This is a genomic window from Streptomyces sp. NPDC001750 (genome assembly GCF_042892615.1).
Classification (GTDB): Bacteria; Actinomycetota; Actinomycetes; order Streptomycetales; family Streptomycetaceae; genus Streptomyces.
Window position 1 is genome coordinate 1 of record NZ_JBIAUE010000060.1, and the last position, 16,227, is coordinate 16,227.

The 16,227-nt window shown below is 67.3% G+C and carries 16 protein-coding genes and 1 pseudogene; 9 read left to right on the forward strand and 8 right to left on the reverse strand.

Annotation, left to right across the window (positions count from 1 at the left end; translation table 11 throughout):
- Positions 1-236 precede the first annotated feature (236 nt).
- Positions 237-823: pseudogene (locus ACFYY6_RS37345) on the forward strand (IS630 family transposase); the annotation flags it as partial.
- A 205-nt stretch (positions 824-1,028) separates the two neighbouring features.
- Here ACFYY6_RS37345 and ACFYY6_RS37350 read toward each other — a convergent pair.
- Positions 1,029-2,402 (reverse strand): S41 family peptidase, encoded by a 1,374-nt coding sequence (locus ACFYY6_RS37350; protein WP_388653583.1) that lies wholly within the window; start codon positions 2,400-2,402, stop codon positions 1,029-1,031.
- Between the two features lie 190 nt (positions 2,403-2,592).
- Positions 2,593-2,943 carry a hypothetical protein gene (locus tag ACFYY6_RS37355; RefSeq protein ID WP_389197628.1) on the reverse strand — a complete coding sequence of 117 codons (351 nt, stop codon included), beginning with the start codon at positions 2,941-2,943 and terminating at the stop codon, positions 2,593-2,595.
- Between the two features lie 186 nt (positions 2,944-3,129).
- On the opposite strand from ACFYY6_RS37355, the gene ACFYY6_RS37360 reads away from it, so the two are divergent.
- Positions 3,130-3,759 (forward strand): helicase associated domain-containing protein, encoded by a 630-nt coding sequence (locus tag ACFYY6_RS37360; protein WP_388653618.1) that lies wholly within the window; start codon positions 3,130-3,132, stop codon positions 3,757-3,759.
- A 1,094-nt stretch (positions 3,760-4,853) separates the two neighbouring features.
- The gene (locus ACFYY6_RS37365) at positions 4,854-6,482 is read left to right on the forward strand and encodes an IS4 family transposase (protein WP_388653586.1); all 1,629 of its coding nucleotides are present in this window, start codon (positions 4,854-4,856) and stop codon (positions 6,480-6,482) included.
- A gap of 507 nt (positions 6,483-6,989) precedes the next feature.
- Here ACFYY6_RS37365 and ACFYY6_RS37370 read toward each other — a convergent pair.
- On the reverse strand, positions 6,990-7,253 hold the full coding sequence (locus ACFYY6_RS37370) for an ATP-binding protein (RefSeq protein WP_389197630.1): 264 nt from the start codon (positions 7,251-7,253) through the stop codon (positions 6,990-6,992).
- 37 nt (positions 7,254-7,290) lie between these two features.
- Between ACFYY6_RS37370 and ACFYY6_RS37375 the strand changes: the two genes are divergently transcribed.
- The 3 genes from ACFYY6_RS37375 to ACFYY6_RS37385 all read left to right on the forward strand — a co-directional run bounded on the left by ACFYY6_RS37375 (position 7,291) and on the right by ACFYY6_RS37385 (position 9,323).
- The gene (locus tag ACFYY6_RS37375; RefSeq protein WP_389197632.1) at positions 7,291-7,818 is read left to right on the forward strand and encodes an RHS repeat-associated core domain-containing protein; all 528 of its coding nucleotides are present in this window, start codon (positions 7,291-7,293) and stop codon (positions 7,816-7,818) included.
- A 189-nt stretch (positions 7,819-8,007) separates the two neighbouring features.
- A complete protein-coding gene (locus ACFYY6_RS37380; RefSeq protein WP_389197634.1) occupies positions 8,008-8,256 on the forward strand; it encodes a hypothetical protein in 249 nt (82 codons plus the stop codon).
- Between the two features lie 347 nt (positions 8,257-8,603).
- Positions 8,604-9,323, forward strand: a complete 720-nt coding sequence (locus ACFYY6_RS37385) for a hypothetical protein (RefSeq protein WP_389197636.1) — start codon at positions 8,604-8,606, stop codon at positions 9,321-9,323.
- Between the two features lie 126 nt (positions 9,324-9,449).
- Here the strand turns inward: ACFYY6_RS37385 and ACFYY6_RS37390 are convergent, their stop codons facing one another.
- From ACFYY6_RS37390 to ACFYY6_RS37410, 5 genes are all read right to left on the reverse strand, one after another.
- On the reverse strand, positions 9,450-10,157 hold the full coding sequence (locus tag ACFYY6_RS37390) for a DUF4240 domain-containing protein (protein WP_389197638.1): 708 nt from the start codon (positions 10,155-10,157) through the stop codon (positions 9,450-9,452).
- A gap of 1 nt (position 10,158) precedes the next feature.
- On the reverse strand, positions 10,159-10,458 hold the full coding sequence (locus ACFYY6_RS37395) for a transposase (RefSeq protein WP_388653600.1): 300 nt from the start codon (positions 10,456-10,458) through the stop codon (positions 10,159-10,161).
- A gap of 231 nt (positions 10,459-10,689) precedes the next feature.
- A complete protein-coding gene (locus tag ACFYY6_RS37400) occupies positions 10,690-11,655 on the reverse strand; it encodes a carbon-nitrogen hydrolase family protein (protein ID WP_389197640.1) in 966 nt (321 codons plus the stop codon).
- Complete coding sequence (locus ACFYY6_RS37405; RefSeq protein WP_389197642.1) at positions 11,652-12,518, reverse strand: nitrilase family protein; 867 nt, start codon at positions 12,516-12,518, stop codon at positions 11,652-11,654. Before ACFYY6_RS37405 ends, ACFYY6_RS37400 begins: the two co-directional genes overlap by 4 nt.
- Positions 12,515-13,963: a cytosine permease gene (locus tag ACFYY6_RS37410; protein ID WP_360118820.1), complete on the reverse strand. Its 1,449-nt coding sequence runs from the start codon at positions 13,961-13,963 to the stop codon at positions 12,515-12,517. The genes ACFYY6_RS37405 and ACFYY6_RS37410 overlap by 4 nt, the downstream gene beginning before the upstream one ends.
- A 208-nt stretch (positions 13,964-14,171) precedes the next feature.
- On the opposite strand from ACFYY6_RS37410, the gene ACFYY6_RS37415 reads away from it, so the two are divergent.
- The 3 genes from ACFYY6_RS37415 to ACFYY6_RS37425 all read left to right on the forward strand — a co-directional run bounded on the left by ACFYY6_RS37415 (position 14,172) and on the right by ACFYY6_RS37425 (position 16,030).
- Positions 14,172-14,756, forward strand: coding sequence for a helix-turn-helix domain-containing protein (locus ACFYY6_RS37415; protein ID WP_351525648.1), 585 nt, complete (start codon positions 14,172-14,174; stop codon positions 14,754-14,756).
- A 633-nt stretch (positions 14,757-15,389) separates the two neighbouring features.
- Positions 15,390-15,530 (forward strand): hypothetical protein, encoded by a 141-nt coding sequence (locus ACFYY6_RS37420; RefSeq protein WP_351634341.1) that lies wholly within the window; start codon positions 15,390-15,392, stop codon positions 15,528-15,530.
- A 95-nt stretch (positions 15,531-15,625) separates the two neighbouring features.
- Entirely contained in the window at positions 15,626-16,030 is a 405-nt protein-coding gene (locus ACFYY6_RS37425; RefSeq protein ID WP_351634338.1) for a GNAT family N-acetyltransferase, read from the forward strand.
- The last annotated feature ends 197 nt before the right edge of the window (positions 16,031-16,227 follow it).

Genomic DNA, 16,227 nt, shown 5'->3' on the forward strand with positions numbered 1-16,227 from the left:
GGAACAACACCCACAACTCATCCGGCACCAACCGCTCAACCAAGTCCGTCATGCACGGACCAACGAGCGATCACGCCAAAAGAAACGACGTCTTAAAGACCTGCGGGTAGCTTCGACTTGATTGGTCTGAGGGAAAGTCCCTGGCGCGCTTGCTCGTAGTGCGACTTGCATAACGGCACGCTCGCTGACCTAGTCTTCTGAGTCGGGAATTCTGTTCAGATGTGTGGGCTTGCTGCATGGCGCGTGCGGGGCGGCCGAAGGCCGAGTTGACGTTGTCGGACGAGGAACGGGCCGCGCTCGAAGGGTGGGTGCGGCGTCGTTCCACGCCGCAGGCGTGGGCTCTTCGGTGTCGGATCATCCTGGCCTGTGCCGAAGGCGCTTCCAACAAGGACGTCGCAGCCCGGCTCGGCTCTACTCCGCATGCGGTGGGCCGTTGGCGGGCGAGGTTCGTCGAGCACCGGATCGGCGGGCTGGGTGACATGCCGCGTTCGGGTGGGGGCCGAGGTCGGTGACGGACGACCAGGTGGCCGCGCTGGTCGCCGGACGCTGGAGTCCACGCCGAAGAACGCGACGCACTGGTCGACGCGGTCGATGGCGAAAGAGACGGCCCGTCGCAGTCAACGGTGTCACGGATCTGGCGGGCGTTCGGCCTGCAGCCTCACCGTTCGGAGACCTTCACGCTGTCCACGGACCCGTACTTCGTCGACGAGATCCACGATGTCGTCGGCCTCTACCTGGACCCGCCCGAGCGGGCACTGGTCTTCTGCGTGGACGAGAAGTCGCAGATCCAGGCCTGGACCGCTCGCAGCCCGCCCTGCCGATGAGCGTCCCGACGGACGGTGAACCGCTCGGCGCTTTCCTGATACGTACGTGATGTGTGCTCGGACGAAGCTCTGCTATCCGCCGTCGCCCACGGCGACCAGACCGCCCTGCGAGTTGGCGGCAGAGCGTCGTTGGGCGAGTACCCATCTGCGTAGACGAGAGGTGCCTGGGGCTCTCCCTGGGCGGGGGCTTGCGGTGCTCATCGCTCAGCCCGTGGCACCGCCGTAGTTGCGCAGGATGTTCAGAGCCGTGTCGAAGGCCGAGTCGCTCTTCTTGTCGAACTCCTCCTTTGTGAAGACCGGCTCTTTGAGGTGCGGAAGAATGCCCGTGCCGTCGAAGGTCCTGCCTGACCGGGTCAGGAACTCCTCGTTTGGAAGCCAGGCCGACATCCCGTTGGGGAGCTTACGCGACATGACGTCCGAGAAGACGCCCTGTGTGGGCTGCCCGATCCGGACCGTCTTGCCAGGCCGGTCCATGAGGGCCTGGGTGAAGGTCTCCCCCGCGCTGACGGTCGAGCCGCCGGTCAGCACGGCGACCGGCCCGGTGTAGCGGGGCCCTTGGGCGGGCGTGACATACGCGGGTTGGGGACGGGTGTGCCGGGTGGGGTCGGCGGGGTCGTTGCGGGCCCGCTTGGAGTAGGCGAGGTAGGAGGTGTCGGTGAGGCGCTCGGCGATGTGGATTCCCAGTGCGTCGGAGCCGCCACCATTGATCCGCAGGTCGATGATCAGGCCCTTCAGGCGCCGGGTGCGCTCCTGGCTGAGGACCGTGTCCAGCGCCCTGTCGAGCTCGGCCAACTGGGCGGCGTAGGGGGCGCCATCGCCCGCGTATCCGCCGAAGCCGGAGATCCGCAGATAGCCCTGCCCGCCGGGGAGGTCGGCGTAGGTGATCCGCCCGTTGGCGAAGTCCTGGAGGTTCCGGGCGTTTTTGAGGTCGCGCGCCACAATGAACTTCTTGACCCTGGTGTCGAACCCCTCGGTGGGCATGACGGTGCCAGGGCGAACCTGCGCGAAGACGCGATCACCGTCCTGGACGGCAACGTGGGCATCGTAGAGCGGCTTGACCATCTCGCTGAAGACGGCGTAGAGCTCGTCCCTCGTCGTCCCAGCGTGTACCCGGGGGCGGTATTGGTCGCGTACGGCGTGCCAGTCGATGCCCTTGGCGAAAAAGAAGGGGTAGTTCTCCTCGAAGGACTGCCAGAAGACGTCAAAGGCAGCGAGCGGACCCTTGGGGGCCGGACTCGTGCAGGCGTCGGGCAACTCCGGGATCCGGCGCAGGTTCCGTTCGCCGACGGAGCCGTCCGCCCGCACGGACCCGCGGTCGCGGCCTCCTTGGGTGCGCACGGTGAGGACAGTGCCGTCGGGCATGGTGTAGGTGCTGGGGCCGGTCCGCTGCGCGGAATCGCCCTTGAGACAGCTGACGGCGGTGGTCTGGTACTCCTCGAAGGTTCCGTTCCGGATGGATAGGACTGTGCCGTAGCCGTCCATGCGCCAGATTCCGTCGGTGGTTGGCTGGTGGGCGGTGGCGGCCGGCGCGGTTTGGCAGGCGAGGGCCAGGGCGGCGGTGGCCGTAACAATGCGCACGGTCGTGCCTTCTCTGTAGGCGACTTGCTCGGGACAGCCCCACGATCGCCGACATGGCGTTCTCCCGGCCATCCGGCTGTCCGGTTGATCGAAGGTGGGGCCAGCCCCCGCTCCCGGCAGTGCCTGGCGGCGATCGCGTTCAGGGACCGACCATCGCGGACCATGCCGCGCTACTCATGGGCTCTCCTGTTCAACTGTCACCAGCTCCCCGCAGGGCGCAACCTGCTGGTGCCCGTGTGTGTTTTCCAGCGGCGTATCGGCTCCACGTCCCGCCGGTCTCCTTGAGGAGGCGGGTGGTGGCCTTGTCGTGGTAGCCGAGTGCGTCCGCGACGACGGGAGCGGGCATCTCAATGAGTTGTTGTCGGATGGCGGCGCCGTGGGCGGCGGCCACCGGGACGCCGATCTCGTTGAGGAGTGCGGACAGGTGGTCGGGGCGGAAGGGCTGGCCCGCCCGGCGTCCGGGGAACAGCCAGGGGGATGCTTGGTTGGTGCGCGCCCTGTGGGAAGGCCAGACCTCCCGCCACGGCGGACAGGCACCCACAGTGCCCGAAACCCTGGAGGCCGCCCGCGCCGGCGTCCACCTGGCTGCTGTCTTGGTTCAGTGGTTCGTCTCCGGTGCGGTGGTCCGTACTCGCCGACGCGGTAGAGGAGTTCGGCGCCGCGCTTGCCTGCCGAGCCGGGGAAGGCCGGGTCGTTGGCGCGGGCGAAGCGTAGCGCGGCCAGGGTGATGCTGTGCAGGTGGGTGTTCGGCGGCCTCGCGGAGCCGCGCGCGGCCGGCCGTTCTGTGCCATCGGCGGCCGGGGCGATGACGCAGGAGCGGCAGGGCGAGCTCGACGCGATCGACCCGGGGTGGTGCCCGGTCTGGGACACCACCTGGCAGCGCTGCTACCGGCTCGTCCAGAACCACGTCCAGGCCGGCGGGACCCTCCCCACGACTGCGGGGACGGTGGTCGTCCACGGCGAAGACCTCGGCCGGTGGATCGCTGCTCAACGGCACGGGTGGGCGAAGCTGGTGGCCGCGCAGCAGTGGCTGCTGGAGAGCACCCTCGGGCTCGCGCCGGCCGAGAAAGAGGAAGCGGGGCGGCCGGTACTGCGGGGGCAGGATGCGAAGTGGGCCGCGAACCTCGCCGCCGCCCGCCAGTACCACGCCCGCGAAGGGCATCTCCGGGCGCCCCGCAAGCACATCGAGCAGGTGGCGCAGTTGTGCGCGGAGAGGGGCCTGGTGAGCCGTCAGGACGGTGCTGACGGGATGGTAGAGGTCAAGCTCGGTACGTGGCTCGACAACGTCCGCAAACGCGCCGCCAAACTCACCGAGCAGCGCCGCGCGGACCTCGACGCCCTCGACATGCGCTGGTAGCGGGGCGCGGCAGAGGAAGGGGCGGGTTCCTCCCCCTGTATCGAGCACTATGACACTCGGGGAAGCTCAAGCCCAGGTAAGGCGTTGGGCCATTTCGATGGCCGCCGCGATCATCCCACCTGAGAAGAGCACGAGAAGGCAACTGCTTCCTCCACTCCTGCTCTCGGGGGCGTTCTGCTGAGCGGCCCACCTCTGGGCCGCTTCCGGTCCTTCTGCGTGGTAGACGTCGCCTGCCGCCCGACCCCAGCAATACCCGCATTTCCATCCACCGAAAGCTGCTTCTTCTCGACCGCACTTCGGACACGTAGCCACGCGCTTCCTCCCCCTGCTGGCGCTCCACTCCCAAACTAGAGTAGAGGGTCGCGCTTTTTCAGGAAGGCAGAAACAAGACTCTCGCCGAGGCCTGCGGCGGTCGGAGGGGAGTGTGCCCGCGACGGGAGCGAGGGGGCGATCAAGAGAGCCTTGAAGGGGCTCTCTTGATCGCATCGGGGCAGGCTCACCTGCTCGCATCTAGTACCGCGGCAGGCAACGTTTGCCCGTCAAGGAGCGCGTCCGGTACGTGCTCTCGGTGTGCCGGCCGGAAGCCCTCGTACTGGATGTACTTGGGATTTCGGCCGGTGCGGCGAGAGGGCGTGCCGGGCGTCGCGACGGGGCGAACGTTGCCTGATGCGGCACTAGTAATTCTCGTCCGCCATGTCGACGAAGTGGACGGAAATCCGAGAATCAGATCCCGATAATTCCCTAAGATGGCGGGTTGATGTTGTGTCACCCGTGAGGGTGGATCGGACCGGTGTTGAAGGAACCCGGCGGTGACTGCTCGTCGGTGGGGCATGGAACCGATCCATGAACAGCTCCTCAGCGAGCCCGGCGAGTTCCTCGGCCATACGGCGGATCACGGGCTTCGGCTCGGCGGTCCGGTACATCCGTACCGCACGCTCACGCAACTCCAGCGGGTACTTCCAAGACCACGGACTTAGGGTCGATCCTCGGCTGTCAACCGGATCGGGGTATTTCGAGGAAGCGCAGGTCAAGGCAACGGGACTCCTGGTAGAGCAGGGAAGCCGACCAAGGTCTTCCCACTCGAAGGAGCCCCGTTGCCCGTTCAGTGTTCCACCGTCACGCTCACGTCGTCCATTACCGTCGCCAACGGCATCTTCGCTCCGGGGCATCTCGGCGAGTTGACCCGGCAGTTCCCCTTCGAGCTCATCGATGACGTGCTGGAACGCGTCAGTGGCGTCCAGCGGAGGCTGCGGCTACTGCCGTCGAGGGTGGGCGTGTACTTCGTGCTGGCGCTGGTCCTCTTCCCGACGCTGGGGTACGCGCGCGTGTGGGACAAGCTCACCGCCGGGCTGCGCGGGCATCTTTCCCAGAGCCCCTCGGAGAAGGCGCTTCGAGAGGTCCGTCGGCGGCTGGGGGTTGCGCCGCTTCGGTTGCTGTTCGAAACGCTGGCCGGCCCCGTGGCACAGCCGAACACACCCGGGGCGCGATACCGATGCTGGCGCACAGTCGCCTTCGACGGGTGCAGCTCGACCAAGGCCCCGGACCGGCCGCGGGTCTTTGCGTGGCTGGGTAAACACAAGCACCGCTACGGCACGGACGGATATCCGATGCTGAAGATCATGGCGCTGTGCGAGACCGGAACCCGGGCCCTGCTCGGCGCGGTCTTCGGACCGACTCCAGAGAAGGAAACCGGCTACGCCGAGCAACTGCTGCCGCTGCTGGACGACGGGATGCTGCTGCTCAACGACCGGGGATTCGACTCCGACGACTTCCTCGCGGAGGCCGCGGCCACCGGCGCGCAGCTGCTGGTGCGGCTCAAGGGAACCCGGACACCCGCCCGTTGGGCACTACTGCCGGACGGATCATTCCTGACCAGGATCAACGGGACCCGGCTGAGGATCATCGATGCGCGCATCGCGGTGACTACCGCCAAAGGGCTGCGGTTGGAAGGCCACTACCGGCTGGCCACCACACTGACCGATCACCGCCGCTACCCCGCCGCCGAGCTCGTGGAGCTCTACCACGAACGATGGGAGATCGAATCGGCGTTCTACTCGCTCCGGCACACCCTGCAGTGCGGCCTGGTACTGCGCTCCCAGGACGCGGCCGGTATCCAGCAGGAGCTATGGGCTCACCTGACCGTCTACCAGGCACTGCGCCGGGCGATGGTCGAAGCCGTCGAAACAGTCCCCGGTGCCGACCCGGACCGCGCTTCCTTCACCGTCGCCCTGGAGACCGCGAAAGACCAGGTCATCGCCGCCGCCGATGTAGTACCTGAGACCGGACCGGGACGGATCGCATCGGCAGTGCTGCACAACCTCCTCCCGCCCCGTCGGGCACGTATCAACCCCCGCCGCGTCAAGTGCCCGGTCTCCCGCTACGCTGCCCCGCCAAGCCAGGCACAAGTCCTGGGCGCCTCCAAGATCACCAGCATCAACATCAACGTGCAATCAGCCGCCGCAATGGGCGCTGACGGGCGTCGTGACCGCACGCTGCAACTCCTGCGCACTGACCCGTTCCGCACCTGGCGCGCATGCGATATCGCCAGAGGTATCGGACTGGAGGACGCCCGCGGCCTACGGGCTGAACTCGGACGCTGGGTCCGTGAAGGCATTCTCCACCGCACCGGACGGGGAACCTACGCCCTCGAACATGAGTGGATCACACCCGCTCTCCACTGGCCTTCGGATTCAGGCCACTTGACAACTGCAGATCGGCCCTAAGTCCGTGGTCTTGGGGTACTTCCTCGGCGCAGGCATCGTCTGGGCTCCTCTCATGAAACCGATCTGACCCTCTGTCACCCATCCCCGCATCTCGGGGGAACCTCAGGTCCGGACGAGTTTCTGGACGTGCTCCCAGGTTCCGGGGGTGGTGGCGTTGAGGAGGGCGGCGATGTGGTCCTGGTGCAGGGCGTATCCGCTGGTGACGGATATCGACCAGAGGGCGGGGTTGCCTGCACGCTGGCGGAGGTGGTCCAGCGCGCGAGATCTGGGGCCGCCTGCCCGAAATCGAGCTGACGGAAATCCCCTGGATCCACCGCGAACACACCCGCCACCCGTTCAACGACCGCACCTGGCAGTACCTCCGCACCACCGTCACCCCCCGCCTGGACGCCCGACCGGTACGAGGCCGGTCTCGCCGACGCCCTCGACCAACTCATGCGTCACCTGCCTGGTCGGGATCACGTATGAGCGTGAGGCAGGCGATGACGAGGGGTGGGGATCTCCTTGTCATATGCCGAACTCGCGCCTGCGGTGCGGAAGTTCGACTCGCACGATGAGGCCGCCTTCGGTTCTGGGGACGGCGGTCACCCTACCGTGGTGCGTGACAGTGATCGTCCGGACCACCGCGAGTCCGAGCCCGGAACCGTTGCCGCGGTGTTCGTGGCCACGCTGGAACGCCTCGAACAGCGACGGGATCTCGTCCGGTGCCAGCACGGGGCCGGTATTGGCGATCTCGATGTAAGCCGCGGCGTCCGTGGTGCCGGTGGCCACCGCCGCCGTGCCGTCGCGGTGGTTGTGCCGTACCGCGTTGGCCAGCAGGTTCAGCGCGATCTACCTCTACGACGCCGACGGCGGCCGGGTTCAGCGCAAGGACCCCTCGGGCACCACGATCTACCTGCCCGGCACCGAACTCCGCCTGGACACCGGCTCGTCAACGGTCAAGGCCACCCGCTACTACGGGTACGGCGACTCCACGATCGCGGTCCGTGACGACACCAAGAAGCTCTTCTTCCTCGCCGCGGACCACCACGGCACCGGCGAGCTGTCGATCGACGCGACGACGGGGGCCATCACCCAGCGCCGCTTCGACCCATACGGAAACAACCGCGGTACCCAGCCCGAGCAGGGAGCCTGGCCGGGCGAGAAGGGCTTCGTGGGCAGCACGATCGATGCCTCCACGGGCCTGACGACGATCGGGGCGCGGGAGTACGACTCCTTCCTCGGCAAGTTCATCTCGCCCGACCCCGTGGTGGACACCAGCGACCCCCAGCAGCTGAACGCGTACGCGTACGCACACAACCGTCCCGTCTCGGCGAGTGACCCAACGGGTCTGTAGGACCCCGACGAGCGGGCGTACTGCCAGCAGCACCCCAGCAGTTGCACTGACCTTCGCGTCAAGACCGGCCAAACGAAACACCAGCAGCAGGCCAACGACGCCCGGGACAACCTGGACCGGGCAGAGAGCAACCTCAGCGGTTCCAAGCACCGCATCAAGCAGACCGTCAAGGCGATCACCAAGATCGTCATGGACGAGCTGGGCATCACCGCGGCCCTGGACTGCTTCTCCAGCGGCGACCTGGGCGCATGCGGCGAAACGGCGCTGAACGTCGCCGGCAGCTTCGCAGGCGGCCTCGCCGGCAAGTTCCTCGCGAAGTACGGCACGCCATGGAACTGGAACAAAGCCTACAAGCTGATCAAGCAGGTCACCGGTCTGGTCGGCGACTTGGTCGACAGCGCTCACCCGGCTCCCGCTCACGCTCTGGGAGGGGCGTGACGCGGAACAGCTCAGCCGGTGGCTCCGCGAGCACCCGGGGGTCGAGGTCGCCTGCCGCGACGGCTCCCTCACCTACCGGCAGGGCATTGCGGGCGGCGCCCCCGATGCCGTGCAGGTCAGCAACCGCTTTCATCTCTGGCAGGGGCCTCTCCCGCCGTGTCCAGGACATCGCTTCCGCCCACCGCGGCTGCCTGTCGGCGGCATTGCCTCCGGCCGGCGAGAGTGGTCCCGCACCGGTCGAGGAGACCGCCGGGAACGCCGCGGCGGACACCCAGGCCGGGCGCCACGCCCGAAGGCTGTTCGAGGCCGTGCATGGTCTGACCCGCACTGGCCGGAGCCACAGCTCCGTGGCCCGGGAACTCGGCCTGGCCCGCCGCACCGTGCGCGAGTACGCCCGGGCCCGCACCTGGCAGGACGTGATGCGCCGCCCGCCCCGCAAGCCCTCCGCCCTGGACCCCTACCTCGACTACCTGCAGCAACGCTGGCACGAGGGACAGCACGGCGCGAAGATCCTGCGCGAGGAACTCCGGACCAAGGGCTACCTCGGCCACTACCAGCGCGTGAAGATGGCCGTCGCACCCCTCAGGCGGGGTCTTCCCCTGGACGAGCCGCGCGAGCGCCCGCCCTCCCCACGTGAAGCCGCCCGCTGGATCACCCCCCACCCGCACCGGCGCAACCTCCACATCAACGACCGCCTGCCCCGGCTTCTCGATCACTGCCCTGAACTCAGGCAGACTCACGATCTGGTCCGCCGGTTCGCCGCCATGCTCGACAACCATGACGCGATCCTCTTGCCCGAATGGCTGGACGACCTCGCAAACAGCGGCCTGGCCCCTCTCGCGGGCCTCGCCGGCTCGCCGGAGCCCTTCGAGAAGACCGGCACGCCGTCACCCAGGGAATCACCACCCCACACAACTCGGGTAAACAAAGGCCGTATCACCGACGTCAAGCTGCAGAAACGCCTGATGGCCGGCCGCGCCGACATCCCTCTCCTCCGCCACCGCATCGTCCTGATCGCCCACCTCCGCCGCCGCTATGCGGACCGGCCGGCCGTGTCACCGACTTGATCTCCGGCTACGAAATTTTTGCCAGAGCCGCCAAAGTGCTCAGGTGTGTACGGGCGAACGTGCTCACTCGGATGGCAGGGTCGAACCCCAGGCTCCCCACCTACGGTCGTGGACGTCGGCGTCGCATCACGATTGGGAGCTGGCTTCTACAGGAAAGAGAGCGTCGAGCCGCGGCGTCCCAATCCTCACCGTCGCTTCTACGGTGTAGATCGCTTCTTCGGGCTTCGCCCATGTCTCCTGGACGACATCCAGGGCCTCGTAGAACGCCTCCAAGCAGTCGTCCTCCCGGCCCGTCAGCTCGTCGAATACCTCCTGGGCCACGTAGTCGAGCTCCTCCCATTCCGGCCACTCGTCGTCACACCACTCGCGCGGGTGCCGTCCCACCAGGGCCCGCACCTCAGCAACGTCAGCGAGGACATCCGGATCAGCAAGCACCGCCTTGTACGTCCCTTGCCCCTGGGCCACCAGCCAGAGCGCGAAGTAGTCGAAGCCGTCGTCGGAGCACAAGCCACCCTCAATCCGGCGCACCGCCCGCCACAGTGCGCCCGTGGCAACCGCCTCGCACGCGGCCTCCAGACGTGCCTGAAACTCCACTGATTCCGCGGCTGGCCGACATCGCAACTCCCCGCGCAGCCACTCCAGCCGTTCATGCCGGCCACGAGGGCGACAGCTCAGCTCATCCATGAGCGCCCAGAAGGTCTTCTCGTCCATGCCGCCCAGGATCGCAACCACCACTGACACACCCGAGCGGGAGACCTCCAGCACCCGGCATATCCGCTTGATGCCGAGCATCTCGGCATGGGCGGAGACGAAGTCCCAAACGGCGGTCTTCACTTCATCTCCCGGGCGAAATACACCGCTGCCCGACGCAGGATCTCCCGCTCCAGCTGCCATTCCTTCTCCGCCTTGGAAACCGCGCGTTCTCCTCCCTCAGCCGGGCCAACTCGGCCTCGGCGTCCTGCGACGCGCCGGCGACTGGACGACCGTCGGCATCACGCACCCAGGTCCGCAGCGTCTCGGGGTTGACGTTCAGATCAGCCGCGATCTCCTTGAACGTCCGCCTGCCGGCCGAAGCCCGCCACAACGCGATCGCGTCGGAACGGAACTCCGCACTGTACTTCGAGGGCCGTGCCACGTAGATCTACACCTTTCAGGATCAACAAGATCCATTGTCAGGTGTGTCCACACCACAGGGGGCACCTCAGCATTTCGGTACGCCCGGCCGAGCGGACCCTGCGAGTTCGCACAGCCTGGGGCCGACGCTGCGGCAGCGCGGGGTGTCCTCAGGAGACCCGCCTGAACCGGGTAGGGGCACGGCTCGCTGCCCTGCCCCTACCCGGTACCCCGTCCCGCTCCCGCGGCGATGTCACTCGGTGAAGCTGACCCCGCTTTCGCGTCGGCCGCGGTCGATGGTGAGCTGGAAGACGTCCGGCCGGGCGTAGTGGCCCGCGACATCGAGATCCAGCGACTCCTCGTACCGCCGTCCGGTCTCCAGCGTCGCCGTGATGATCCGGGCCTCGTCGAAGACCGGCTCCACGATCCAGGATCCGTCCGGTCCCGCGATGCTCGATCCGCCGTTGAGCAGCAGTCCGCTTTCCGGCGCGTCGGGTCCCACACCGGCCCGGTAGGCGGCGAGAAGGTCGGCGGGAATGCCGTCCGTGGAGAGCACCTGTCCTGCAGACACGACGAAGCAGCGCCCCTCCAATGCGTACAAACGCGCCGCGATGCGATGACTCTCCGGCATGTCGGGCCAGACGGCGACGTGGATTTCCTCGTTCTGCGCGTGCAGCGCGTGGCGGGCGAGCGGGTTGAAGTGCTCCCAGCACACCAGTGAGCCGATCCGGCCGGCCGGGGTGTCCACGACCCGCAGCCCCGCACCGTCACCGGCCGCCCAGACGATGCGCTCGGTGTGCGTCGGCGTCAGCTTGCGGTGCAGATTGAGCGTGCCGCCGTCCCGGCCGATGGTGATCAGCGAGTTGTAGAGGGAACCGGATGCCTTTCCCGCGCGCTCGTTGAGGCCCAGGACCACGGTGACGCCGCTCTCGCGCGCTGCCGCTCGGATTGGGGAGAGGCTGTCGTCCCCGCCCTCGGGGTCCAGTACCGGGCTCTGGTCCAGCAGCCGCGCGTGCCAGTGCCGCGCCGTGCCGTCCCGCCAGCCGGCGAGGCCGAACACCCACGCCGGATAACAGGTGAGCCAGGTTTCGGGGAACACGACGAGCGTCGCGCCCGCCTGTGCCGCCTCGGTGATATGGCCGACGGCGCGGCGTACCGACTCCTCCAGGTCGAGCAGGGCGGGCGGCTGCTGGACGATCGCGACTGTTGTCTGCGTCATGGTTGCCCCGGTCCTCGGTGTGCGTACAGTTCGGGCCGGCGGTCCGTGTGCACATCGTTGTGTTCGCTGATGGCCTTGCGGCGCGCCTCGGCGAGTTGGAGCGTCGCGGTGACGATCGCCTCCTCGCCCAGACGCAGCGGGGTGACGGGATAGCCGTCGGCGTCGACGATCACACTGCCGCCGAGCCAGTCCTGACCGCGTTCGATGCCGGTGCGGTCGGCGACCGCGACGAACATGCGGTTGACCGCGGCGTTCGCCTGGACACGGACGATCTCGCCCGGACGCTCGCCCTCCGGCTTCGGGTACAGCGGCCAGTTCACCGGTCCGCACAGCAGCTCGGCCCCGTCCAGGGCCACCAGCCTCACCCACTCGGGGAATTCGAGGTCGTAACAGACCATGACCCCGATATGGCCGTACGGTGTGTCGACCACGGGCGGCCGCGCGTCCCCGGGCGTGAAACCCCAGGTCTTCTCGCCGTCCCACAGATGCGCCTTGCGGTACGAGGCGCGCAGTCCCGTCTCGTCGACGAGCACGGCGGAGTTGTACGCGCGGCCGTCGGCGCCGAGTTCGGCGAAGCCACTGACGATGACCAGCCCCAGCCGGGCGGCGAGCGTCTCCCACTCCTCGATCGTCTCGCCGTCCAGTGGCTCGGCCACCGAGAGCAGTTCGTCCGCGGTCTCGAAGACGTAGCCGGAGTTGGCCAGCTCGGGCAGGACCACGATGTTCGCGCCCCGCCCGGCCGCTTCCTCGACCGCCGCACGGATCCGTCGCCGGTTCTCCTCGACACGGCCGACGCGCGGGGCGATCTGGCAGCTCGCAACCGTGACCGTCGGGCGCGCAGGGGATGCAGGTTGCGGTGTCACCGGGCAGCTCCCTCCAGTTCGGCCTCGCTCTCCGCACGGGCCTCGGCCTCCGCGTCACGGTCCAGGTTCCGTGAGAACAGTCGGTAGAGCACGCCGGAGACGATCAGACCGATGACGAACGAGAAGTCCGCGCCGCCGAGCGCCTCCGCCACGGGGCCGACGTAGAAGCTCGTCGAGAAGAAGGGGATCATCGCGATGAAACCGACGATGTAGGCCGTGACGCCGCGCCATGCCCAGCGGCCGTAGATGCCGTCCGGCTTCAGGATTTCGGCGATCGCATACGTGCCGCGGCGAACGAAGTAGAAGTCGACCAGGTTGACGGCGGTCCACGGCACCAGGAAGTAGAGCATCAGGAGGACGAAGTTGTTGAAGCTGCCGATGTAGTCGTCGGGGATCAGCAGGGCAACGACGAGTGATCCCGCTCCGACCATGACGAGACCCATGACCCGCAACCGCACCGTCGGGCGCACCTTGCGAAAGCCGTCGATCGCGCTGGTGCCGGTGAGCATCGCACCGTACGCATTGACGCCCATGATCGAGACGAGGGCGAGGACCGAGGTGATGACGACGATCAGGCCGAAGCCGGGGAAGAGCAGATCGCCGACCTCGCGCAGGGCCAGGATCGGGTCCGGGTTCGGCAGATAGCTGGCAAGGATCGCGCCCAGTGACATCAGCCACACGGCCGAGAACGTGGCGCCCGAGTAGACGGCGGTGATCAGCTTGCGTGCGGGCGCGTTCGCCGGGAGATAGCGCGTGTAGTCGGAGACGTACACCGAGTAGCTGATGTTGTAACCGGCAGCGAGGGAGAACTGCACCAGGAACGCCTTCGAGTCCCAGCCCGCCGTCGCGGCAGGGGCGTCCACGGCGATCGGGTTCGAGGAGAAGTGGACGATGGCCACGATCGTGAGGATCGCGAAGACGACGATGAGCAGATACGTCAGCCAGCGCTGGACGAAGTGGAGCAGGTCGTGCCCCACCACGGCGATGACGATAGAGACCGCGATCAGCAGCGGATACCAGAACAGCTTGCCGTCGGGCAGAACCAGTCCAATGCCCTGCTCGGCGAGGACCGTGTCGAAGACGAGGAACCCGACGTAGACGAACACGGTTGCGGCGAACGGCACGGTGGAGCCGCGGCTGCCGAACTGCGCTCGCGACTGGATCATCTGGGGCAGTCCCATGCGCGGCCCCTGGTTGGCATGGAACGCCATGAAGAACGTACCGAAGCCGACGCCCAATAGGATGGCCAGCACGCTGTAGCCGACGCTCAGGCCCATCGAGGCACCGACGAAGCCGGCGACCATGGTCGGGAGCACGAAGTTGCCGGTGAACCAGAACGGTCCCTGGTGCCACACCTTCCCGTGGCGCTCGGAACTGGGCACATAGTCGATCGAGTGCTGCTCGATCGCGCTTTCACGATGCGGCGCGATCTCTGATGAGGACATCGTCTTCGTCCCGTCGCTGGGGAGGCCGGCTATCCGGCAGGAGCAGGGGTCCGACAGGGGATCCGGACCCCGGGATCTACGACACGTCGAGTTACCTATAAACAACAAAGAATGCCTAGGGGGCAACTTTCGTTTCCGGGTAGTGTGGCTCTGGGTAACCACCCTGTCAAGAGCCGTCTGTGAACCGGTCGAGCGAGGCGAGGACTTCATGAAAGCGCTGCACCCGACGCCGTCCGACAGCCCGGTCCGTGTCGGTGCGCGCCTTCGGGCATGCCGCAAGGCGCAGGGGCTCACGATCGAACAGGTCGCCGCCGCTACCAGCCTGACCAGGGGTTTCATCAGCCGCGTCGAGCGCGACGAGACCTCGCCGAGCGTCACGACCCTGGTGACCCTGTGCCAGGTGCTCTCCCTGCCGGTGGGCTCCCTCTTCGAAGACGCCGACACCGAGGTCGTGCACCTCGAGGAAGCGCCGAACATCAACTTGGGAGGCCACGGCGTCGTCGACCGCCTGATCACACCGCGCGCGCAGTCGAAGATCCAGGTCCTGCGCTCGCACCTCGAACCCGGCGCGAACGGTGGCGACGACCTCTACACGATCAACTGCGACGTAGAGGTGCTCCATGTCGTCATCGGCGAGGTCTCCGTACAGTTCACGGGGCGCACGGAGACGCTGACGGCCGGCGACACTCTCACGTTCTCCGGTCGCGAGCCCCACAACTGGCGCAACTCGGGCCCGTCCCCGGCCGAGGTCCTGTGGACCTTCGCCCCGGCCCCCTGGAGCGGCTCTCGCTGAGCCGCAAGCCGCTCAAAGCCGGGCACTCCTGCACTGATTGAGGGCGCAGGCCCAGCTCGGGTCCTGACATCCACAGGTGTCCCCGGCCTCGCCGATGCCCTCGAGCAGCTGATGCGCCGTGCCAGCGTCGGACAGGCCACCGCCCAGGAGCAACACCTCCTCGCCCGCACCACCACCATCCGCACTCCCCCACCACCCCGCTCCCGGCCCGGGTTCAGGCGCAGAAACTGGACTCGGCAGCCACGGGCGCGGGAGAGTACAGCCTCGACCTCGACCAGGACGCAGAGGACACCACCGAGGGCGAGGACCAGGCCGTGGACGGACCGAGGGCCTATCAGGAATTACAGTGACTCAGCGTTGGATCACTCTCGCAGAGAGTAGAGGTTCGGAAGGAGAAGCCTCTGGACTATCCGCCTTACCTGGACGGAAAGCGCGAGGGGACAACAGCAGGGCGGGAGAGCGCGGAGCGTTGTGAAGGCGTTTATGGCACTGCCGCGCAAATTCCGTGTGATATAGCGAAGACCAGACTGTTTGAAGTGGTCGCTGTCGAGTGGCTCTGAAGATTTCAGTACCGCAGGACAGGGCTTTCTCCAGGTCCCCCAGGAGCTCCGGGTCGACCGTCATGCTCGCCGCGTGGTGATCCGCGCGGGCAACGGTGGAATCCACGCTGACCAGACTGAGATCGACATCGTCGCGGGCCGCGGCCTCGGCGATCGCCGCTTCCATGAGCGTCTGGAAGGCCCCGGTGGACGCCCACATGCCCCGATCATGTGAATATCCACATGACGGCGCGCGCGGAGATCCGCTAGAGATAACCCATGCCGATTCGTGTGAGTCTTGACGACCTGTGCCGGGAGACCTGGGAGGAGGTGGCCGACCTGACGGTGGCTGACGACCAGCGCGACCTCATCGCGTCCAACCTGTACTCGATCGCGGAAAGCCGCTTCTTGCCGGGCTTCGTGACCCGTGCGGTGATGCATGATGAGCACGCCGTGGGCTTCGCGATGTACGGTCCCGATCCCGACGACGGTCAGATGTGGCTCTACCGCTTGATGATCGACAAGGATCACCAGGGAATGGGGCTGGGACGAGCCGCTCTCCAGCAGGTCATCGCCCACGTGCGGGACGCGTTCGACGCGCCGGTGCTGCGGCTGGGGGTACGCACGGACAACATCGCGGCCAAGGCGCTCTACACCTCTGCCGGGTTCGTCCCCACCGGGCAGGTCCTCGGCGATGAGGACATCCTGGAGTTCCGTCTGTCCGCCACCGACTGAGCGGCGCGGAATCTCCGTAGGCTCCACCGCCGCTACAAACGCAAGGCCGAGCATCTCCTCGCCTTCGTCGGCATGGCAGCAGCCCCCATCGGCTACCGCCGACTAGCTACTGAACTTGATTGAGTGATGTCGGGCTATCGGCCTGACAGTTGAGCGCCAGGTCCGGTAGTTCTGGTTGGGTGAGATACGCGCAGGGC

Bases quoted from the DNA above. Each gene is read 5' to 3' on its own strand.
- ACFYY6_RS37400 (WP_389197640.1), bottom strand. From the start codon at position 11,655: ATGACGCAGACAACAGTCGCGATCGTCCAGCAGCCGCCCGCCCTGCTC.
- ACFYY6_RS37380 (WP_389197634.1), top strand. From the start codon at position 8,008: ATGGACGAGCTGGGCATCACCGCGGCCCTGGACTGCTTCTCCAGCGGC.
- ACFYY6_RS37410 (WP_360118820.1), bottom strand. From the start codon at position 13,963: ATGTCCTCATCAGAGATCGCGCCGCATCGTGAAAGCGCGATCGAGCAG.
- ACFYY6_RS37415 (WP_351525648.1), top strand. From the start codon at position 14,172: ATGAAAGCGCTGCACCCGACGCCGTCCGACAGCCCGGTCCGTGTCGGT.
- ACFYY6_RS37360 (WP_388653618.1), top strand. From the start codon at position 3,130: ATGCTGTGCAGGTGGGTGTTCGGCGGCCTCGCGGAGCCGCGCGCGGCC.